The sequence below is a fragment of the Flavobacterium sp. SORGH_AS_0622 genome (assembly GCF_030818825.1).
In the GTDB taxonomy this organism is placed as follows: Bacteria; Bacteroidota; Bacteroidia; order Flavobacteriales; family Flavobacteriaceae; genus Flavobacterium.
Genome location: NZ_JAUTAX010000001.1, coordinates 1,947,712 through 1,970,416, shown reverse-complemented (window position 1 = coordinate 1,970,416; position 22,705 = coordinate 1,947,712). Strand labels below are relative to the sequence as shown.

General features: G+C 35.9%; 17 protein-coding genes and 1 pseudogene. 16 read left to right on the top strand and 2 right to left on the bottom strand.

Annotation, left to right across the window (positions count from 1 at the left end; translation table 11 throughout):
• Positions 1 to 100 precede the first annotated feature (100 nt).
• The 4 genes from QE431_RS08520 (at position 101) to QE431_RS08505 (ending at position 3,214) form a co-directional block, all read left to right on the top strand.
• A complete protein-coding gene (locus QE431_RS08520; RefSeq protein WP_307294978.1) occupies positions 101 to 535 on the top strand; it encodes a DoxX family protein in 435 nt (144 codons plus the stop codon).
• A 336-nt stretch (positions 536 to 871) separates the two neighbouring features.
• Positions 872 to 1,708 (top strand): sulfite exporter TauE/SafE family protein, encoded by an 837-nt coding sequence (locus tag QE431_RS08515; RefSeq protein ID WP_281865336.1) that lies wholly within the window; start codon positions 872 to 874, stop codon positions 1,706 to 1,708.
• Entirely contained in the window at positions 1,695 to 2,102 is a 408-nt protein-coding gene (locus QE431_RS08510) for a DUF1634 domain-containing protein (RefSeq protein WP_057118328.1), read from the top strand. The genes QE431_RS08515 and QE431_RS08510 overlap by 14 nt, the downstream gene beginning before the upstream one ends.
• Positions 2,103 to 2,191: 89 nt before the next feature.
• On the top strand, positions 2,192 to 3,214 hold the full coding sequence (locus QE431_RS08505) for an LLM class flavin-dependent oxidoreductase (RefSeq protein WP_307294976.1): 1,023 nt from the start codon (positions 2,192 to 2,194) through the stop codon (positions 3,212 to 3,214).
• Positions 3,215 to 3,330: 116 nt separating this feature from the next.
• On the opposite strand, the gene QE431_RS08500 is transcribed toward QE431_RS08505, so the two are convergent.
• The gene (locus QE431_RS08500) at positions 3,331 to 5,724 is read right to left on the bottom strand and encodes a TonB-dependent receptor (protein ID WP_307294974.1); all 2,394 of its coding nucleotides are present in this window, start codon (positions 5,722 to 5,724) and stop codon (positions 3,331 to 3,333) included.
• 238 nt (positions 5,725 to 5,962) lie between these two features.
• Between QE431_RS08500 and QE431_RS08495 the strand changes: the two genes are divergently transcribed.
• The 6 genes from QE431_RS08495 to QE431_RS08470 all read left to right on the top strand — a co-directional run bounded on the left by QE431_RS08495 (position 5,963) and on the right by QE431_RS08470 (position 14,420).
• Positions 5,963 to 7,240 carry an acetyl-CoA C-acetyltransferase gene (locus QE431_RS08495; RefSeq protein ID WP_307294972.1) on the top strand — a complete coding sequence of 426 codons (1,278 nt, stop codon included), beginning with the start codon at positions 5,963 to 5,965 and terminating at the stop codon, positions 7,238 to 7,240.
• Positions 7,241 to 7,402 (top strand): hypothetical protein, encoded by a 162-nt coding sequence (locus QE431_RS08490; RefSeq protein ID WP_307294970.1) that lies wholly within the window; start codon positions 7,241 to 7,243, stop codon positions 7,400 to 7,402.
• Between the two features lie 251 nt (positions 7,403 to 7,653).
• Positions 7,654 to 7,965 carry a hypothetical protein gene (locus tag QE431_RS08485; RefSeq protein ID WP_307294968.1) on the top strand — a complete coding sequence of 104 codons (312 nt, stop codon included), beginning with the start codon at positions 7,654 to 7,656 and terminating at the stop codon, positions 7,963 to 7,965.
• Between the two features lie 342 nt (positions 7,966 to 8,307).
• On the top strand, positions 8,308 to 11,226 hold the full coding sequence (locus tag QE431_RS08480) for a PQQ-dependent sugar dehydrogenase (RefSeq protein ID WP_307294966.1): 2,919 nt from the start codon (positions 8,308 to 8,310) through the stop codon (positions 11,224 to 11,226).
• 77 nt (positions 11,227 to 11,303) lie between these two features.
• Positions 11,304 to 13,214, top strand: coding sequence for a fumarate reductase/succinate dehydrogenase flavoprotein subunit (locus QE431_RS08475; protein ID WP_307294964.1), 1,911 nt, complete (start codon positions 11,304 to 11,306; stop codon positions 13,212 to 13,214).
• A 459-nt stretch (positions 13,215 to 13,673) separates the two neighbouring features.
• A complete protein-coding gene (locus tag QE431_RS08470) occupies positions 13,674 to 14,420 on the top strand; it encodes a succinate dehydrogenase/fumarate reductase iron-sulfur subunit (protein ID WP_307294962.1) in 747 nt (248 codons plus the stop codon).
• 124 nt (positions 14,421 to 14,544) lie between these two features.
• Here QE431_RS08470 and QE431_RS08465 read toward each other — a convergent pair.
• A pseudogene (locus QE431_RS08465) lies at positions 14,545 to 15,296 on the bottom strand (4-hydroxy-tetrahydrodipicolinate reductase).
• 372 nt (positions 15,297 to 15,668) lie between these two features.
• Between QE431_RS08465 and QE431_RS08460 the strand changes: the two are divergent.
• The 6 genes from QE431_RS08460 to QE431_RS08435 all read left to right on the top strand — a co-directional run bounded on the left by QE431_RS08460 (position 15,669) and on the right by QE431_RS08435 (position 22,644).
• Positions 15,669 to 16,103 carry a DUF1810 domain-containing protein gene (locus tag QE431_RS08460; protein WP_307294960.1) on the top strand — a complete coding sequence of 145 codons (435 nt, stop codon included), beginning with the start codon at positions 15,669 to 15,671 and terminating at the stop codon, positions 16,101 to 16,103.
• 151 nt (positions 16,104 to 16,254) lie between these two features.
• A complete protein-coding gene (locus QE431_RS08455) occupies positions 16,255 to 16,605 on the top strand; it encodes a hypothetical protein (protein ID WP_307294959.1) in 351 nt (116 codons plus the stop codon).
• 210 nt (positions 16,606 to 16,815) lie between these two features.
• A complete protein-coding gene (locus QE431_RS08450) occupies positions 16,816 to 17,511 on the top strand; it encodes an ABC transporter ATP-binding protein (protein WP_307294957.1) in 696 nt (231 codons plus the stop codon).
• Positions 17,512 to 17,541: 30 nt separating this feature from the next.
• Positions 17,542 to 19,839, top strand: coding sequence for a TonB-dependent siderophore receptor (locus tag QE431_RS08445; protein ID WP_307294955.1), 2,298 nt, complete (start codon positions 17,542 to 17,544; stop codon positions 19,837 to 19,839).
• A gap of 5 nt (positions 19,840 to 19,844) precedes the next feature.
• Positions 19,845 to 21,296, top strand: coding sequence for a DUF3526 domain-containing protein (locus QE431_RS08440; RefSeq protein ID WP_307294954.1), 1,452 nt, complete (start codon positions 19,845 to 19,847; stop codon positions 21,294 to 21,296).
• A 1-nt stretch (position 21,297) separates the two neighbouring features.
• Positions 21,298 to 22,644, top strand: coding sequence for a DUF3526 domain-containing protein (locus tag QE431_RS08435; protein ID WP_307294953.1), 1,347 nt, complete (start codon positions 21,298 to 21,300; stop codon positions 22,642 to 22,644).
• The last annotated feature ends 61 nt before the right edge of the window (positions 22,645 to 22,705 follow it).

The following is a 22,705-nucleotide window of genomic DNA, read 5'->3' as shown; positions in this document are numbered from 1 at the left end:
TTGACGTTGATTCTGCCGTTATTAAAAATAACCAGGCGATCTTTTTTTAATTTTTTAAAAAGAAATTCGTTGAATGATATTGAAATAAATTAGTAATAGAATGAAAAACATAACCCTATTAGAAGCAGGTTTAATTTTAAGAATAGTTTTAGCAATCACAATGCTTTCAGCCGTAGCTGATCGATTTGGACTTTGGGGCGCACCTGGCTCCCATGCAGTAGCCTGGGGAAATTGGGACAACTTCGTTATTTATACCCAGACCTTAAATCCTTATGCCAACAAAGCGACAGCAGAAATTTTAGGCATTGCGGCCACTTTCTTCGAAGTCATATTAAGTCTCTTATTGATTTTTGGTTTTAAAACTCGAATCGCAGCTTTAGGAACTGCTTTTTTATTGTTTTTCTTCGGTTTCGCAATGGCTGTTTCGGTTTCGGTAAAAGCACCTTTCGATTATTCGGTTTGGACAAGTGCGGCAGCAGCTTTATTGCTGGCTAATATTGGTAAAACATCTTACGCAGTTGATAATAGAATTTAGAGTTAATGGTTAATGGTTGATGGTTGATGGTCAATTTATTAATTGTTGATGATTGCCAATCCAAATAAAACTAAAAACCATACACTCAAACTAAGGACTAAGGAATTAACACTATCAACTATAAACTATAAACTATAAACTATAAACTATAAACTATAAACTATAAACTATCAACTATAAACTATCAACCATAAACCATCAACCATCAACCACCAACCACCAACCATAAACCATCAACCATAAACTAAAAAAACATTTTTAAGGTATATTTAAGGTCACAATCCTGTTTCGAACAAATATGTATTCGTAAATTAGCAGATACAAAAACATATCTTAATGACAATACTTACCTTTACGCTTATAATGATTCTTGGCGCTTTTCTAGCGGGCTTTATCGGTTCATTATCAGGCTTAGGAGGCGGCATTATAATTATTCCGCTTCTTACTATTATTCTCGGAGTCGACATTCATTATGCTATTGGAGCCGCTTTGGTCTCCGTTATTGCAACTTCTTCAGGTTCTGCGGCAGCTTATGTAAAAGAAGGAATTACCAATATGCGAATGGGAATCTTTCTCGAAATCGCAACCACAATTGGTGCTGTTTGCGGCGCATTGCTTTCTACTATCGCTCCTACTTCTTTTATAGCCGTTTTATTCGGTTTAACCTTAATTTTTTCGGCTGTTAATTCACTTCGAAAAAAAGAAGAACATATCGTTTTAGAATCTAGTCCGCTGGCTAAAAAGCTAAAATTAGATGGTACTTATCCTTCTCATGACGGAGAAATCATTCACTACGGAACCAAAAATGTTTTAGGAGGTTTCAGCATGATGGGAGTTGCGGGAATGATGTCTGGTTTACTCGGAATTGGTTCTGGTGCTTTTAAAGTAATTGCAATGGATAATATTATGAGAGTTCCGTTTAAGGTTTCAACCACAACCAGTAACTTTATGATGGGTGTTACAGCAATGGCGAGTTCTGTAATTTATATTCAAAAAGGATATATTGAACCTGGGATTTGTATGCCGGTTGTAATTGGTGTTTTGTTTGGAGCTATGGCAGGTGCTAAAATATTAGTGCGTACCAATCCAAAAAAATTGAGAATCTTCTTTGCCTGTCTGATTTTCGTTTTGGCAGTAAATATGATTTATAACGGACTAAATGGAAAAATCTAATATGGTACAAGAAGAAAAATTTGGAGAAAAAGACTTTCAGTCAATCATAGGAAACTTACTTCGTTACGGTGTTTGGATTTCGTTAGCAGTAGCTTTTATGGGAGGAATCGTGTATTTAATGCACAACGGAAGCCAAATAGAAGATTATTCTGTTTTCAAGGAAAACGACCGCAATATATTTGAAGTAATCGCAGATATTTACAATGGAGCAATTCAAGGAAATGGAGAATCATTGATTTTTACAGGAATTATTTTGCTGTTCATGACACCCGTTTTACGTGTATTACTTTCGTTATTTTCATTTTTAGTAGAAAAGGATTATCTATATGTGGGGATAACATTAATTGTAATTACGATCATCATTATCAGTATTTCATTCGGATTCTCACATTAATATTCGCAATAGGCTTTAAGCTATAGGCTGTAGGCCTTCCTAAAATGCTTAAAGCTTACAGCCTAAAGCTTATAGCTAAAAATAAATATATGGAAATAGGAATAGACAGTTTTGCTTCGGCAATGTATGGCGATGATAACACACTTAGCAGTGTTGATGCTATGGAGCAGTTATTACAAAGAATTGAATTTGCAGATCAGGTTGGCCTTGATGTTTTCGGAATTGGAGAACATCATAAAAAAGAGTTTTTAGATTCTGCAACAGCTGTAATTTTAAGTGCGGCAGCGGCCAGAACAAAAAATATACGTTTAGCGAGTGCTGTTTCGGTTTTGAGTGCGGCAGATCCTGTACGGGTGTACCAGAGTTTTTCAACTTTGGATTTGGTTTCAAAAGGAAGAGCAGAAATTGTCGTAGGCCGTGGTTCTTCTATTGAAGCTTATCCCCTTTTTGGCTATAATCTGAATGATTATGATGCGCTTTTCAGCGAAAAATTAGATTTACTTTTACAGATTCGTGACAATGAATTTGTGACTTGGGAAGGAAAATTTCGCCCGGCGATTAACAATCTTCCTGTATATCCGAGAGCTATACAAGAAAAATTACCCATTTGGCTTGGAGTTGGCGGAACACCTGAATCTTTTATTAGGGCAGGTTCGCTTGGACTTCCGCTAATGGTTGCCATTATTGGCGGGCAGACACATCGTTTTAAACCTTTAATTGATTTATACCGTCAGGCTGGACAAGCTGCAGGATATAAACCAGAAGAATTAAAAGTGGGATTGCATTCGCCAGGATATATTGGCTCAACAACAGAAAGTGCCATTGCAGATTATTATCCAGGTTATGCGGAGTTATGGACAAAATTAGGAAGAGAACGAGGCTGGCCTCCAGTTACAAAAGATAAATTTGACGGATTAATTGATGACTTAGGTGTTTTAATTGTTGGAAGTCCAGAAAGAGCTGCAGAGAAAATCCTGCGCCACAGTGAAGCACTTGGAGGTGTAGATCGATTTACTTTTCAAATGGACAACGCCGGATTAACACACAAACAATTAATGAATGCCATAGAATTAATTGGAACAAAATTAATTCCTTTAATTAGAAAGGGATAGTTTTGAATTGTGAATTATGAGTTATGAATTGAAACTAATAACTTCAATCCTAACTCATAACTCATAACTTATAACTCATAACTTATAACTCATAACTTATAACTCATAACTAAATACTAGAACTTATAAGTAACCCCCACTCTAAAGTTTCTTCCAGGTTCTGCCTGCCAATAATAAGCCTCTAGCCATTTGTAGTACGAACCGCTGTATAAGTATTTGTCTAAGATATTAAATACGTTTGCTGTAACTTTAACTTTCCCTGTTTCATAAGATAAACCTCCATCAAGTTTAAAATAAGATGGCAGTTTTTGAAGACCTTCACTCCAAGTATCTGTCTGGCGGCCGTCAAGGAAAGTTCCTCCAATAGAAGCGCCAAAACCTTTTAATTTTCCGTTTTGGACTGTATAATTTAACCAGGCGTTTGCTGTATGTTTAGCATATCCCGGAACTGTGCTTCCAACAGTAATACTAGTTAATCTTGATTCTGTTACAATAGATTCTGTAAAAGCATAGTTGGCAATTAAATTAAGACCGTCAAAAAGTTTTCCTCTAATATCAAACTCCAAACCTTCTGCCCTTTTTTCTCCCAAGATAACTTTATAAATATCATTCGGTCCATTTGTTGGATCGGCAGTGAGCTCATTTTTCTTTATAATTCTGTAAGCAGACAAAGTAGTATTCCATGAGCCATCAAACCAGTCTTTTTTGATACCAAATTCAATGTTATTACCTGTGAGCGGTTTTATAGGATCTCCATTCTGAGTAATTCCAGATTGAGGTGTAAAGGCTTGATCATATAGCCCATAAACCGCAAAATCATCAGTAATAGAATAACTTAAACCTGCTCGAGGTGTAATGTGGCTGTCTTCTTGAGGTACGTCATAGGCGCTAGTCTGGCTAATCCATGTATATCTTGCAGCAAGAGTCAATCTTAATTTATTTTGAAAAAAACCAAGTTCATCCTGAATATATCCAGCTGCATATTCTGAACCATAAAGTCCTCCTGCTCTCTGGCTTAAAGGAGTTTCATGATCGAAAGCAGGATAACCGTTAGAAGGTGTGCCATAATTTGGATTATATACATTGAAAGGACTTGCAGCAGTATCTAAATCATGAGATTGTCCCCAATCTGCCATGTAATCTTTACTTCCTAAATCTATTCCTCCTAATATTTTGTGCGAAACGCTACCTGTATTGAATTTTCCATTAACGAAAATCTGTCCTAAATACATATTACTTTCTGCATCCCAAATACCTACATTTCTAATAATATTCCCTGCTCCAAGCGCATTTTCGTCAGAACCAACAGTACTTGGCCATGAGCTATAACCTTGTTGAATGTATTTAAAATAAGACGTCTGAGCCGTTAACTTCCAGTTATCATCAAATTTATGTTCAAACTGCAAATACCCGCTGTGATCTTGTATGTTGGTATCTGGTAAACCTGGCGCTGTCATAGTGAAATCACGCGGCAGTGTAGCATAACCACCATCTTTAGGTCCAAAAACATAATAAGAACCAACTTCTGTCATGTTTGCATATTGAAAATTGTATTCAAATGTCAATTTTGTTTTGTCATCAAATTGGTATGAAATTACTGGAGCAATTACGTAACGGTCATTATGCTCAAACGGACGGAATGAACCTTTCTTTTGTGCAGCTCCATTAAAACGGTATAATAATTTTCCTTTTTTATCTAATTTTCCGTCAAGGTCTACACTTACTCTGTAAAAATCATAGCTTCCAACCAAAGCACTAACTTCTCCTTTTGTAACGCCTGTTGGTTTTTTAGTCACCACATTATAAAGTCCGCTTGGATCTCCGCTCGAAAGCATAAATCCAGCCGGCCCTTTCACAAATTCGATATGATCTACAAAACTCATATCTTCTGTCAATGGTCCCCAGAAAGAAGAAACAACATTAAATCCGTTTCTAAATGCCTGAATCTGTGAACCTCTCATGGTAATATTGGTATACAAATCTCCCCAATGTTCCAAACGCACAGCACCGCTCACGTTACGGATTACTCCATCGCTCATACTTGTAATTTGCTGATCTTTTAAAGTTTGAGCACTTACAATTTGTATGTTTTGCGGAATTTCAAGCACTGGTGTCTGAAGACGCAAAGACATTGATGGTTTATCCTGTTTGTATTTGTTTTTCGTAATTACAACTTCCTGAAGATCTTCCTGACTTTCGTTTAACGAAAAGTTTTTAGTCGTAGTTTGTTTTGCTGTCACTACAATATTGGCTTCCACTGGAGCAATCCCCACCGCACGAACTACAATAGTATAATTTCCTGGTTTTACTCTCGTAATTTCATATTGTCCTGAAACAGTCGTAACATCAGAATATTTAGTCCCTTTTAGTGTTACAGCTATATTTTCGGCAGCAGTGTTACCGCTTAAAGAAATTTTACCTGCTACTTTTCCAAAGTCCTGTCCCATCATAGTTATCGAACATAATAGAAGCGCAAAAATGTAAACTCCTTTATTAAAAATTATTTTCATTTTGGTTTGATTTTAAATTGCTGGGCAAAAGTAATTTCAAATATTCGGTTTTCCAAATTATTTTTATCCGTTCTAAATAAATATAACAATTTATAAAAAATCAGCAGTAAAATTAGATTCAAACAGCTTATTAAGTTATTTCCTTATAAATTAATCTAGGTTAAGTATTTATAACAGAATCTCTTTTTATCTTTATGATTCCAAATTCAACACAAAATTCACTTAATAAAATATTGACATGAAGCCAGATACAATAAGAAAAGTAGCCATTGTAGGTTACAATAGAATACCTTTTGCAAGAGCCAATACGGCTTATTCGAATGTTGGCAATAAAGAAATGATGACCGCAGCACTCAATGGTCTTATTGATAAATACGGGCTGAAAGGAAAATTATTAGGCGAAGTTGCTGGCGGAGCGGTTATTAAACATACCTATGACAATAATTTGATCCGCGAATGTGTGATGCAGACTAGTCTTGATCCTGCAACTCCTGCGTGCGATTTACAGCAGGCATGTGACACTGGAATTGAAAGCGCAGTTTATATCGCTAATAAAATTGCCCTGGGACAAATTGAATCTGGAATTGCAGGTGGTGTCGATTCTATTAGTGATATGCCGATTGCTGTCAGCGAAAAGCTTAGAAAAATATTATTAGATGCTAGAAAAGCAAAATCATTGGGAGAAAAAATCAAATTATTTCTAAAACTTCGCCCAAAAGATTTCAGTCCGTTAGTTCCTAAAAATGAAGAATCGCAAACTGGACTTTCAATGGGCGGGCATACCGAAATCACTGCCAAACATTATAAAATCTCAAGAGAAGATCAAGATCAATTTGCTTTAAAAAGTCACTTGAATATGGCAAAAGCTTATGATGAAGGATTTTTTAATGATATGATTACGCCTTTCAGCGGATTAGAAAAAGATAATAATTTAAGAAAAGACAGTACAATTGAAAAATTAGCCAAGCTAAATCCAGCTTTCGATAAAGTAAACGGTACTTTGACGGCAGGAAATTCTACGCCGTTAACAGATGGGGCTTCTTGTATTCTTCTAGCAAGCGAAGAATGGGCAAAAGAACAAGGGCTTCCTATTTTGGCTTACATTACGTTTGCAGAAATTGCTGCTATCGAATACGTTAAAAATCAGCAGAATCTTTTATTAGCTCCACTATTTGCTGCTTCCAGAATGCTCGAAAAAGCAGGATTAAATCTTCAGGACTTTGATTATTATGAAATTCACGAAGCTTTTGCCGCACAGGTTTTAGCTACTTTAAAAATTTGGGAAAGTCCAGAACTCAGCGAATCGATTGGTTTAAAAAAAGCTTTAGGATCTATTGATCGAAATAAATTAAACGTAAAAGGAAGCAGCTTAGCAGCCGCTCATCCCTTTGCTGCAACTGGCGGCAGAATCATTGGCGTAATGGCAAAATTGCTTTACGAAAAAGGTTCTGGAAGAGGTTTTGTCTCTATTTGTGCCGCTGGTGGACAAGGCGTTACTATGATAATCGAGAAATAAATGAATATTTTACAAAAAGCATTAGGAGCAATTTTCCCTCCATACAAATACAATGCAATTAGAAAAGAGCAAAGAAAACTTTTTAATACTATAATTGAAGCATTACCTGAAAAATTATCTGAAATAAAAAATCAAACTATAATAGTAATTTTTATGACTTAACAAATTGGGAATTATATCCTGATTTTAAATATGTTGCCATAGGTTATGTTGGAGACACCGTTTTTAAATACAAAAAAAGAGGTAATAATTATCATATTTCAGGGCTTAGGATTTTTTCAAAACAGAATAATCGTTTCGAAAAAATAGAACTTTTAATTCAGGATAATTTGGTCGCTGGTTTAAAAATTACAAATTCAACTTATCAATTAGATGAATTTAAATTATCATCGATTGATAATACAAATTTTTCAATGACACGTTTTGATTTTCCTCCAAACGAAATTGATTTGTTTTATGATAGCTTAGATAGTAATATTAGAGAAAAACTAAACTATAATGAATTATTTGATATTGATTTTAATGGAAGAACTTTTTATGTCATTTACGATTTAGAAGACGGAAATTATATTGCAGTAGATAATAAACAAAATGTATACTCTTTAATTCACGATGCTGAGCCAATGATTCTTAAAATGAAAATAACATTTCTTGAAATCTTAGAACAAATTGAGAATAACCAATTTGATGTAAGTGCGCATTTTGATAAAAGATATGGTAAATAATTTTTTCTAATGTAAATAAACCCGACAGGTTTTTAAAACCTGTCGGGTTTAATATGTAAAAAAGAATCTTACTAAATTTTTAAAAAGCAAATTCTTCAACAGAAGATAAGGCTTTCGCCAAACATTTTCTGCGAAATCAGGAATTGCAGTTCCTTCTGTGGAACCTTTTGGCTAAAAACTAAAACACTACAAAAACTTTACAGCAAATTTGTCATCGCAGCGTTTCTCGTGTTTTGACATTATGATACTCAATATGTAAAAAACATAACATTTGAAGATCAATATATTGTACAGAAAAAGATTAAATTTGAAATACCCAAATCATCTAAATTCTGAATAATTATGAGAAAAAATCTACCCTTTAATATCAAAAAGCGATTGTTCAATTATTTCTTATCAATTTTTGCTTTATTACTTTCGCTGCAATCCTATTCACAATATATTACCCAAAACCTAGCTCCTACAGCGGTCATTAAAGAAGGGCTCGCACTGGAACAATCTTTTGATGGAAGAATTTTTATTGCAGAAAGAGGCGGAATTGTCAAAGTATTTCAAAACAATGCTGTCTCGACTGTTTTTACCGTAACTACTGTAACTGACAGTGAACAAGGTTTACTTGGATTAACCCTGCATCCAAACTTTACCACAAATGGTTACATTTATGTATTCTACGCCATTAACGACGGCGGTGTAATCCGACATCGTATTGAGAGAGTCAAAATCGATAATGCCAATCAAGTAGTCAGCAGACAGGAAATTCTACTTTTAGAACCTATTGGCGGTGGATTTCATAATGGTGGTGATTTAAAGTTCTTTAACGGATTTCTATATGTAACCGTTGGAGATAGTCAGCAAAATACAAACTCACAAGATCTTGATACTTATAAAGGAAAAATTCTTCGGCTAACAGAAGACGGTCTGCCCGCGCCTGGAAATCCGTATTATGGAACTGGTTCTGTACAAAGACAAAGCATCTGGGTTTATGGATTTAGAAATCCTTGGAGGTTAGTTGCCAATACAACAGCCAATAAATTATTTGTACTGGATGTTGGAACTTCATGGGAAGAAGTAAACGAAATCAGCAATCCAGCAATTCGCAATTATGCCTGGGGACACCCACAAGGCGGCGATGGAAAACAAACAGAAACCAATTTATTTACCAATCCGATATTTACTTATGCAACCGGAAGTATCGGAAATGCTTTGACCAATGGCTTATTATACAATCCAACAACGCCTCGTTACCCTGATCTTCAGGGAAAATTTATTATAAAAGATTTTCTTCGAAATGCTATTCGATCTTTCGATCCTAATATTCCAGATCCAGCTTCAACTGAGTTTTATACCGCACCACACCAGCAAGCACTCGGAATGATGTTAGGCAACGATGGTTATATTTATTATTGCGCTTACGGAAATAATGGTTCGCTAATTAAACTTGATTATATAGAAACTGCTGCGCCAACAATAGTAAATCATCCTGTTTCTCAAAGTATTATGCAGACTACTCCTGTAACTTTTACGGTTTCTGCAAGCGGCGTTGGGCTTTCCTATCAATGGCAGTTTAATAATGTAAATATTTCGGGAGCAAATGCTGCTTTTTATACCATTTCGAATGTTACAACAGCAAATGCAGGTGCTTATAGAGTGATAGTTAGCAATACTGCAGGCAATGTAACCAGTAATCCTGCAACGTTAACAGTAACACCATTTAGTAATGCTCCAACAGTTACGATTGTTTCTCCTTTACCAACTTTAAAATGGAATGCCGATGATGTAGTTCATTTTGAAGCAACAGCAACAGATATTGAAGATGGAACATTACCAGCAAGTGCATTTTCATGGAATATTGATCTTTTCCACGAAGATATTCCAGGAGCTGGGCATTCACATCCTGGTGCAAGTCCGCAAGGCGTAAAATCTGGTGATTTTACAGCATCTAATCAAGGCGAAAAAACACCAAATGTTTGGTATCGTTTTACTGTAAAAGTAACCGACAGCAATGGCTTAACAGCATCAACCTTTGTAGACATTAAACCAAATTTAGTCGATGTAACTATAACAAGCTCTCCTGCTCTATTGGCTTTAGAATTCAACCAAAAACCAGTTACAGAACCATCAACAAAACAAGTTGTAGCCAATGCCTCTTTGCAGACATTAAATGCTCCAACTCCGCAATATGTTGGAAACATTAGATATGACTTTGATCATTGGGATCATGGCGGAGCGGCTAATCAAACCTTCAAAGCACCTGCAACTGGAACTGCAGCTTATACCGCTGTTTATACTTCAACAACGCTTCCAAACGCACCTTACTTAGGAATTGTGGCTCAAATTCCAGGAATTATCGAAGCTGAAAATTATGACGTTGGTCCAAGTGCTTTTTTTGACAGCAATGGCGGCGGCGACACAGCTTACAGAGCTGGCGACGGAGTAGGAACTGAAGCTTGCAGCGAAGGCGGATCTAATCTTGCGTATGTTGCTAAAAATGAATGGCTCAAATACACTGCAAGAGTAAATACAACAGGAAATTATAATATCAATCTAAGAGTCGCATCGCCTTATAATACCCGAAAATTACATCTTGAAGTCGATGGTGTAAATGTAACTGGAACGGTAAATATTCCAAATACTACTGGCTTTCAGGCTTGGCAGACAGTTACCATTCCAAACATTCCTCTAACACAGGGAGCGCGTGTGATTACTTTATTTTTTGAAGAAGGCGACATCAACGTTAATAAAATGGAATTTGTACTAACAGGAAGTACAACTGCGCCAATTGCAGATTTTGAAGTTAATACCCAAATGGGATGCCTTAATACTGCCGTTACTTTTACTTCTGTTTCGGTTGGAACTGTCGATAATTATGTGTGGAATTTCGGCGAAAATGCAACGCCTGCAACTGCAACAGGAATTGGTCCTCACAGCGTAATTTATTCAACCGAAGGAACAAAAACCGTTTCATTAACGGTTAGCAATACCATTGGAAACAATAAAAAAGAAATTGCTTACATGGTGCATAATTGCAATCTTGGCGTTGAAAATCCAAATGGAGAATCCAATAAGATCATTGTTTTTCCAAATCCTTCAACTGGAATATTCCACTTATCTAAAGAATTAGAATGGACTGTTTATTCGCCTTTAGGAACTACGGTAAAACAAGGAAAAGGAAATTTAATTTCTATTTCAGAACATCCAACGGGTATCTATTTTGTAAAAACAAATGCTGCTTCTAAAGCAATTTCTATCAGTAAACAATAAAATCAGCCTTACAAATTCATTTTTTTGTAGTAAATTACAGCTTATAAAAGACAAGTTCATTTTAAACCGTAAAAAAAATGATAGACTCAAAAATACCAGAAGGTCCTCTTGCAGAAAAATGGAATAATTACAAGGCAAAAGCAAAACTTGTAAATCCTGCCAATAGAAAAAAACTGAATATTATTGTAGTCGGAACTGGACTTGCAGGCGCTTCATGTGCCGCATCGCTGGCTGAACAAGGGTATAATGTAAAGTCTTTTTGTTTTCAGGATTCCCCTAGACGTGCGCATTCTGTCGCCGCACAAGGTGGTGTAAATGCGGCTAAAAACTACAAAAATGACGGTGACAGCACTTTTAGAATGTTTTATGATACCATTAAAGGCGGAGATTTTAGATCGCGAGAAGCCAATGTGTATCGTTTAGCGGAATGTTCTGCTGCTCTCATCGATCATGCAGTCGCTCAGGGTGTTCCCTTTGCAAGAGAATATGCTGGTTATTTGAATAATAGATCTTTTGGAGGCGTTCAAGTTTCACGGACTTTTTATGCCAGAGGTCAAACGGGACAGCAGCTTTTGCTGGGTGCTTATCAAGCATTAGAACGGCAGGCTTCTTTGGGAAAAGTAGCTTTGTACACACGCCATGAAATGCTTGAATTAGTAGTTATTGAAGGCAAAGCCAAAGGTATAATTGCCCGAAATCTTGAAACAGGAATTTTAGAACGCCATGCTGCAGACGTAGTAGTTTTAGCTTCTGGAGGTTACGGAAAAGTATATTATTTGTCTACTTTGGCAATGGGCTGCAATAGTTCAGCAATTTGGCGTGCACATAAAAAAGGCGCTTTTATGGCAGGTGTAAGCTGGATTCAGTTTCATCCTACTTCATTGCCGCAGCACGGAGCAAATCAGTCCAAATTGACTTTGATGTCAGAATCGCTTCGAAATGACGGGCGAATCTGGGTTCCTAAAAAGGCTGCCGATGACCGTGATCCAAATCTAATTCCAGAAGAAGAACGAGATTATTATTTAGAGCGCCGATATCCTTCATTTGGAAACCTGGCTCCAAGAGATATTTCGTCAAGAGCTGCAAAAGAAAGAATCGATGCAGGTCATGGCGTGGGACCTATGAAAAATGCGATTTATCTCGATTTTTCTGATGCCATTAATGCCCAGGGAAAAGATAAAATAGAAGCCAAATACAGCAATCTTTTTGCGATGTATGAAAAAATTACCGGCATTAATGCATACAAAGAACCCATGCTGATTTCGCCGGCGGCGCATTTTACAATGGGCGGACTTTGGGTTGATTATGAATTAATGACCACCATTCCTGGATTATTTGCTTTAGGCGAAGCGAACTTTGCAGATCACGGTGCTAATCGTCTTGGAGCAAATTCGTTACTTCAAGCCTGTGTGGACGGCTATTTTATTGCGCCTTATACGATTCCGAACTATTTGGCTGGCGAATTAAACGCGCCAAAATTTGACATCTCCCATCCTGCTTTTGATGAAGCGGAAAAAAGTGTTAGAAGACAATTAGATCGTTTTTTACATACCAACGGAACGCTTTCTGCAGATTACTTTCATAAAAAAATCGGACGTTTATTATACGAGAAATGCGGACTTTCGAGAAGCAGGGAAAAACTTGAAGAAGCGATAATTGAAATTAGAGAACTCAAATCTTCTTTTGAAAAAGATCTTCGAATTACCGGCGACAACACTTTAAACAGCGAATTGGAAAAAGCAGGACGAATCGCGGATTATATTGAATTGGCTGAATTAATGTGTTACGATGCCTTACAACGTGAAGAATCCTGCGGCGCACATTTTAGGGAAGAATACCAAACTCCAGATGGCGAAGCTGTTCGCAATGATGAAGATTTCTGTTACGTTTCGGCTTGGGAATGGAAAGGAAATAATCAAGAGCCTGAGTTACACAAAGAACCTTTGGTATTTGAATCGGTTGAACTGGCTGTGAGAAGCTATAAATAATTGTGAATGGTGAATTGTGAATTGTGAATTGTGAGTTGTGAGTTGTGAGTTGTGAGTTGTGAGTTGTGAGTTGTGAAATTGTAACTGCAACCGAGACTGAAAACCGAGACTGAAAACTGAGACTGAAAACTGAGACTGAAAACTGAGACTGAAAACTGAGACTGAGAACTGAGACTGAAAACTGAGACTGAAAACTGAGACTGAAAACTGAGACTGAAAACTGAGACTGAAAACTGAGACTGAAAACTGAGACTGAAAACTGAGACTGAAAACTGAGACTGAAAACCGAGACTGAAAACCGAGACTGAAAACCGAGACTGAAAACCGAGACTGAAAACCGAGACTGAAAACTGAGACTGAAAACTGAGACTGAAAACCGAGACTGAAAACTGAGACTGAAAACCGAGACTGAAAACTGAGACTGAAAACCGAGACTGAAAACTAAAAAATAAAAAAAACATGAAGCTGTATCTTAAAATTTGGCGTCAATTTGATACTTCATCAAAAGGAGAAATGACAGATTATGAAATTGATGAAGTGTCTGAACATATGTCTTTTTTAGAAATGCTGGATCTTTTAAACGAATCTCTTATTCAGCAAGGTGAGCGTGTTATCGAATTTGATCACGACTGTCGTGAAGGTATCTGCGGTCAATGTGGTGTGATGATTAACGGACGAGCTCATGGTCCTTTAAAAAATACTACAACCTGCCAGCTTCACATGAGAAGTTTTAAAGATGGCGATACCATTTATATTGAACCTTTTCGCGCCAAAGCATTTCCTGTTTTAAGAGACTTAAAAATAGACCGAAAAGCTTTTGACTCTATTATAGCAGCTGGAGGTTTTATTAGCGCATCTACAGGTCAGGCGCCTGAGGCTAACAGTATTCCGATTTCTTATGAAACTGCAGAAGAAGCTTTTGATGCAGCTGCTTGTATCGGATGTGGCGCATGTGTGGCTTCATGCAAAAATGCCAGCGCCGCTTTATTTGTAGGAGCCAAAATAACGCACTTAGCTTTGCTCCCGCAAGGAAAAGTAGAAGCTTCTAAACGTGCCATTACAATGGTAAAGAAAATGGATGAAGAAGGCTTTGGAGCCTGCTCTGATACACGAGCCTGTGAAATCGAATGCCCACAGGGAATTTCGGTGCTTTCAATTGCTAAAATGAACCTGGAATATATGAAAGCTTTAGCTTTTAGGAAATAAATTTGTCAATTCATTATTTAAAATAAAACGTATTAATTGTCATTTTGATCCCGAAGCCTCGGGATCAAAATGACATATGAGAGAAAACTTTCTCCCTTAGTGTCTTTGTGGCAAACCAAAAATCTTAAACCGCAAAATAAGGTGTCAAGATATCTTCAAAATTGTACAATCCGTTTTCTTTTTCTTTGATGTTTTCTGCGACGAAAATTACTCCGTTTCCAAAAGCTTCCCTAGAAATTGATTCGTGTATAATTCGAACCGTTTGAAAAGGAAAACCAAAAATTACTTCATGTTTTCCAACTATACCACCAGCTCTCACAGAATTGATGTTTTCTTTGTCTACATCCAGCGCTTCTGCAATTTTTATGGCAGTTCCAGAAGTTCCTTCTTTAGCTTTAAAATGTTCTTCATTTACTTCAATATCAACCCACGGCGCAATTTTCTTCAAAAATTTAGCAGCAAATAATAAATAGTTAACACCAAGAGTAATATTCGGCGACCAAAAAACAGTTGTTTTTTGACTTAACTTTTTTAGAAACTGCAATTCCTTGTCTTTATAATGTGAAATTGCCGAAATTATTTTGATGTTCTTTTTTTTGCTGCAGCTTCACCATACGTGTAAATTCCCTGATGAGAAGAGAAATCTATAATTACATCTACTGGATGGCTTTCCAGCAATTCTTCAATAGGAGTTTTGGAACTAGAATAGATTAAGCCGGGTTCGTCTGACTGCACTCCAAAAAATTCAGGCACCGATCTGTGTTCTAAAGTTGTACTTTGTCTTAAAACCCATTCTAAGCAGAATTTTTTATTTTCTAATAATATTGAAGCTACTGATTTTCCAGTTTTTCCGAATCCGATTAATCCTATTTTCATAAGCATTTGTTTTTGATGAGCGAAGGGCTCGTTAGAAAAAAATTGATATTGTAAAGTGGTAAATATCAATTCGAATTTTAATTCATAAAAACAGTTTTCAAACTGTCATTTGAGTAAAAATAGGAAAATCATAACAGAACTGCCAACGAAATTTAGATTTTATAACAAAAAATGAAGTTGTTAGTCGGTTTTTTATTACTAATGAAATTTTTATGATGAGATAATTTGAAGTAATTTTTCTCACCTAAAAGTATCTTTTTTAAGCTAATTTCATACATAAAAAATACCTCAAAAAAAGAATTTGGTAATATACAACTAAACATATTTTCAGTAGATTTACAGCCTGATACCCCAAGTTAATATCAGTAAATAATGGCTTACAATAAAAATGAATTAGTCCGATTTTTAGATGCTCAGAACAAATTGTATTTAACAGCTTTGGACGAAATAAAAAAAGGCAAAAAAGAATCTCCATGGATGTGGTTTATCTTTCCGCAGATTAAAGGAATGGGTTCCAGCGATACTTCCAAATTTTATGAAATTAAAAACGCCGACGAAGCAATTGCTTTTCTAGAACATCCAATTTTAGGTAAACATTTAGTAGAAATTACATCCGAATTAATCAAAAAAGAAGAAGAAACGGTAAGTAATATATTCGGAATCACTGATGTCGAAAAGCTGCAATCCTGCATGACACTTTTTGCAAGTGTTCAAAATTCAGAACCTATTTTTCAGGAAGTTTTGCATAAATATTTTGATGGATCTTCAGATTTTCATACACTTCAGTTGTTATACAATAACCTGTAAATCGGTTGTATTTAAACGCTTTGACTTTAAATTTTTATAAAATAATCACAGCTTTTTGCAACATTTAAAAATAAGATATCTATATTTGCAACACTGTTGCAATTACTTATTTCACTATTAGATAATTAGTTTTGCACAGAAATACCACTGAATGAAAAAGAGAATCGTAATTGTAAATTTCTTAGCATCTTTTGCAGTATTGTGCGCAATGCTGTTTCAAACTGTGCACTCTTACGAACATTTTTTCAAACAGCTTTCAGAAAAACCTTGCCAGCATCATGCAAGTGAGAATCATAAACAAATAACACACAGTCATTCTACTGATGCAAAATGTCATGTTTGTCATTTTTCTTTCAGTACATTTATTCCAAGTGCTTTTCAGGCTGTAATTTTTCAAAAAATACAAGTAGAAACTACATCGGTATTTATTTATACCAAATTAGTTTCAACATTCTTCAAAGGAAGCTTATTTGCTTTACGAGCACCTCCTGCTCTATTTTAATTTACAAGTTTTATTTTATCGCGTCAAATCTTTGTTTTCAAATTAAAGATTAGTGCAAAGAGATTTTATTTGCTCCTTTCTCTATCTGCGCTTTCGCGAATAAACCGCTGTAAATTTCCCTCTTTCAATATTATTCAGAATTCTAGCCTATTCCTATAAGCTTAGAATGCTGTCATTTTCAAAATATATCCAAATCCAAATAATATAATTATGCTTACAGCCGAAAATCTAACCAAAAAATATGGTGATTACACTGCTTTAAATGCTTTAAACTTAACTATTAAAGAAGGTGAAATATTTGCTCTTTTAGGGCAGAATGGTGCCGGAAAAACAACAACTATTAATTTATTTCTAGGGTTTATAGAACCTTCAGAAGGATCTTTAACTATCAATAATATTCCCGTTACATTAAACGCAAAAACTACTAAAGAATTTGTCGCCTATATTCCAGAAACTGTAATGCTATATCCGAATTTAACCGGTATAGAAAATCTTAAATTTTTCTCCTCGCTGGCAGGTTTTAAATACTCAAAAGGTGAACTGGAATATTTTTTAAACAAAGCTGGACTTCAGACCAAAGCACACGAACAAAATCTCGGCGGTTATTCTAAAGGAATGCGTCAAAAAGTCGGAATTGCAATTGCAATTGCTAAAAAAGCTAAAGTACTTTTATTGGACGAACCCACAAGTGGTTTAGATCCAAAAGCTTCTAATGAATTTTCTCAAATTTTGAAAGAGCTTTCTGCAGATGGAACGGCAATTTTAATGGCAACTCACGATATTTTCAGAGCGCGCGAAGTGGCATCTCATATCGGAATCATGAAGCAGGGAAATCTAGTTACTGTAATTGAAGCCTCAAAAATCTCTGCAAACGAATTGGAAGATTTGTATTTACAAACTGTTTAAAAGGAAATACCGATTTCCATCTCTATAAAAATGAAACATTTACTTTCCTTACTATTTTTAGTAAGCACTTTTTCTATTGTCCATTCGCAAAGCAATCAAAAAGTTAGAGACAGCATCATTAAGGATTCTCTTGAACTGGAAACCAAGCGAAACGAATTGCAGACTGTTGAGATTGTAGGACGCTCAACGCGAAAATACAACAGTGATTATTCTTTTTCGGCAACCAAAACTGCTGCATTAAATAAAGATATTCCGCAGTCTATTTCGACTATTACCAAAGAATTAATTGCTGATAAAGGAGCGATTTATCTTGCTGATGTAGTAAAAATGGCAAGCGGTGTTATTCCTGCCAGTTACTACAATCAATATACGATTCGCGGTATTAGTCAAAATGAAGAAGGACAGATTATAAACGGAATGCGAACCAGACAATACTATTTTTTACAGCCTTTAACGAGTAATATCGAAAGAGTTGAAGTCATCAAAGGTCCGTCGAGTGCTTCGTTTTCTTCTGTTGATCCCGGCGGCAGTATCAATATGGTGACCAAAAAACCTCTGGCGGTAGACCGAAAGGAAGTTAGTTTAACTGTCGGTAGTTTTAGCACTTTACGCGGAACCCTTGATTTTACAGGTCCGTTAAACGAATCGAAAACACTTTTGTATCGTGTAAACGGAGCGTATCAGGAAGCCAAATCATTTCGGGATTTAGTCAATAATAAGTCCTTTTTGATTTCTCCTTCTTTCAGTTATATTCCGAATAAAAAAACAGCAATCAATACAGAGCTGATTTTAAGCGACATGAATGGAGTTCTAGACCGCGGACAGCCAATTTTTGGAGCTGTTGCAGGTAAAACTGATTTAAATAAAACGCCAATAAGTCTCAATTTAGGCGCTTCAGGAGATTTTTTCAAATCGAAAGAAATGATTTTGATGACCAGTTTTGCTCATAAATTCACATCAAAAATTGGTTTTAATGCTTCGTACATGAAACAAACCTGGACAGAAAACCTGCAGGAACACCGCACCACTAATGGTTTTGCCGTAGATATGAACAATCAGCCTGTTACGAGTCTTGCCATGATGCAGTTTGTGCAGCGCCAGCAATATTGGGATATTGATAATCTTACCGCCTATTTAAATTTTGATTTTAAAACAGGCAAACTCAATCATAAACTATTAACAGGTTACGATTTAAGCAGGTGGAACAAAAACATCGGCGGCGGGCAAAATGCTGCGAGAGGTTATTTATTAAATGATGGAACTGTGGCGAGTTCTTTTGTTCCTGCAAATGCGTCAAATTATCAAACTGTAACTGTAAACGGTGTTGTGTTACCCAAACCAAACGTCAATTTCTTTGATTTAAACAATCCTTCTTATGCTTTAAGAAATACGCAGGATTATGTTTTAAATGTTCGTACAGCGCTTCCGTCTGCACTTACAACAACAAACGCAGTTTACATTCAAGATCAGATTCAATGGGAAAAATTTACTTTTTTATTGGGACTAAGAAATGAATGGTTCGAAGATATTACCAATTATGAAACCAACAACGAGATAACAGTTAAAAAATCTGCATTACTGCCTAGAATTGGCGTTACTTATGCTGTCAATAACTCAATTAATCTATACACCACTTATTTGGAGGGTTATCAGCCTCAGTCCAACACAACTACATTAATGCCTCAGACAGGAAGTTTACCTGCCGGAAGTCTCTTTAAACCTTTGGAAAGTGATTTAAAAGAGTTTGGTCTAAAAGCTGTTTTCTTCAATAATACCGTAAGTTTTAATGCTGCTGTTTACGAAATTAATCAGCGCAATATTTTAATGAACGCCAATGATCCTGTAAGCCCCGATTTATTAGTAACGAGAGGTTCTGAAAGAAGCCGTGGTTTTGAATGCGATTTGGCTGGATATATTACTCCAGACTGGCAGATTAATGCTTCATACAGTTACATTGATGCGGAAATTACAAATGATGCCAATGCCTCATTAATTGGACAGCGAAAGCAGAATACGCCAAAAAACAGCGCCAATCTTTGGACACGCTATAATTTTGCTTCTGACTCTGCTCTGGATGATTTCGGAATTGGTTTTGGAATGCAGTATCAAAGCAGTAAAATACCTTGGTTTACAAGAGATTTTACACTTCCAGATTTCACCATTTTTGATGCTGCTCTTTATTATAAACCTAATAATAGTAATATGCAGATTGCTGTAAACGCAGGCAATCTTTTGAATAAAACCTATTGGCTGGGCGCGCAGAATTACCTGCGTTTGTTTCCGGGAAGTCCCCGAAACGTAAGCCTAACCGTAACTTATAAATTTTAATTTATATGAAATTACTTCACACAGAACTCCTTATAGCCAGACATTTTAAAAACTCGATTTTTAAAAATCAGGCAGTTTATATTATTACCATTTTTATTGGAATTTTGCTCTTATATGCCGCATTCACGGGCTGGGACAATTATAAGAGTCAAAACGAAACCAGCGAAAAATATCAGCATGAATCTCGAGAAGACTGGTTGAAAAATCCAGATAAGAATCCGCATAGAATGGCGCATTATGGAAACTTTGCTTTTAGAAAAAGCACACCTTTAAGCGTTTTCGAATTTGGAATGGAACCTTTTTTTGGAAATGCAATTTTCTTGGAAGCCCACAAACAAAATACAGCCAATTTCTCTGAAGCTGGATTTTCGAACAGTATGCTTCGTTTTGGCGAAATCAGTATTGCAATGGTGCTGCAGGTTTTGTTACCGCTGCTTATTTTTTTCTTCGGATTTAATGCGATTGCATACGAACGTGAAAACGGAACTTTAAAAATCCTTTTAACGCAGGGAATCAGTTGGAAACAGCTTCTTATTGGAAAAACGTTAGGAATTGCAAGTGTCATTATGATGCTTTTTGTTCCAACTATTATTGTTTTGGCTTTGGTCTGGCTTTTTCTACAAGACTTCGCCGTTACGACAGACGAGACCGTAAAAATGCTTTTATTTATTCTTTTTCATTTCGCTTATCTCCTATTCTTCTGTGTTATTGCGGTTTTAATTTCGGCAGTAAGTAAAACATCTAAGAAAGCTTTGATCACACTTATTGGAATCTGGCTTCTTTTTACCATTATTCTGCCAAGAACAACGCAGGCAATTGGGGCATATATTTACGAAGCGCCTTCTAAAATCCAATTTAACAGCGATATCGAAAAAGATATTCTGAAGCAGGGAGACAGCCATAATCCGAATGATCCGCATTATAAAGCCATAAAAGATTCATTGCTTCGCGCTTACAAAGTCGATTCTGTGCAAAAACTTCCCTTTAATTACTCTGGTTATATTATGACCGAAGGAGAAAAAATTAGTTCCAGAATTTACAATGAGCATTTAGCCGAGCTTTTAAAAATTTACAAAAAGCAGAATAGCTTTTCAAAGACAGTTTCCTTTTTGAATCCCTATATCGCGATGAAAAACTTATCGATGGGTTTATCCAATACCGATTACGAATCGTATGTAGATTTTCAAAAACAAGCCGAAGATTATCGTTATGCAATGGCGCAGAAAATGAATGGATTGCAGATTAAATACATCAGCAATAAAAAACCTGGACCAAATGATAAACCGCTTACGATTGGTAAAGAACATTGGGCAGATGTAGAAGAATTTCACTACGAACCTAAAAAAATCGGAACGGTTCTTAAAAACGAAATTATCTCGATTATTTCAATTATTCTCTGGATTTCACTGCTTTTCATTTTAGTTCGAATTGCATCCAAAAAACTTAAAGCCATTTAATATGTTAGTATTATTATATAAAAATTTCATTCGGTCAAAAGGAACCAAAATAGGGCTGCTTTTCTTGTTGTGCATTGGTTTTATAAGTCTTTTAATTGGAAAACAATTTCAGGAAAAACAGCAGAGCAATATTGAACAAGCTGCTGTTTACCAGAAAGAACATATCGCCAGAAATGCCGCATTTCATAAAGATGAGATCGGACTTTTATTGTATTACATCAAATTCTCCTTAGTCAATAAAACACTGCCTATAAACAGTTTAGCAATCGGACAACGCGATATCAACCCCTCTATTCAAAGTGTTACGATTCGCGGATTGGAAGGTCAGAAATACGATTCAGAACTCAATAACCCGAATAATCTTCTGGCAGGAAATATCGATTTCAGTTTTGTGCTGATTTATCTTTTTCCGCTTTTAATAATTTCCTTTTCGTACAATCTTATTTCAGAAGAAAAAGAAAGCGGTACTTGGAAAATTGTAGCAACGCAAAGTCAGAATACCTTCATTTACATTCTACAGTTATTTTACGTTAGAATTTTGAGTTTAATCGCATTGTTTACTATTTTACTTTTGACAGCTGTTTTATTCTTGAATATTCCACTGGATCAGACTTTTTTCCTCTTTTACGGACTAGGGATTCTGTATATTTTATTTTGGTTTTCGGTATGCTTTTTTATTGTCTCACTACAAAAACATTCGAATTTTAATGCTGTTTTATTATTGACGGTCTGGTTGTTTTTAATAATCATTGTTCCTGCCGGAATTAATGCTTACATCGTTAATCAATACAAAGTTCCAGAAGCTTTAGAACTGACTTTGAAACAGCGAAATGCGTATCACGAAAAATGGGATATGGATAAAAATGAGACTGTGGAGAAATTTTACAAACATTACCCGCAGTTTAAAAGTTATGTTTTACCAGAAAAAGAATTCAGCTGGCTTTGGTATTACGCGATGCAGCAAATGGGCGACGATGAGTCGGCTGCAGAATCCCGTGAATTGGAAACCAAATTACAGCAGCGAAACCTTGCCAGTCAGAGAATTGCACAATTTATACCGACGCTTCATACGCAGTTGCAGCTAAACGAAATCGCCCACGCCGATTTAGGAAATCAGCTTTTATTTTTGAAAGAAACGAAGCATTTTCATGAAAAAATGCGTTTGTATTTTTATCCTAAAATATTTGATAATGCAGATGTTAGCAAAGAAAACTGGTCGAAATTTAAAGTAGAGACTTTTAATGATCCATCAGAAATAAGCTTTTTGACAGCTTTTTTACCCTTATTGATTTTCAATTTGGTTTTGATTGGTTTTGGATGGAGAAATTTTAGACGTAGCGTTTTGTAAAATTTAACCGCAAGGGGCGCAAAGGTTTACGCAGGGTTCGCAAAGTTTTTTAGTAAGCTTT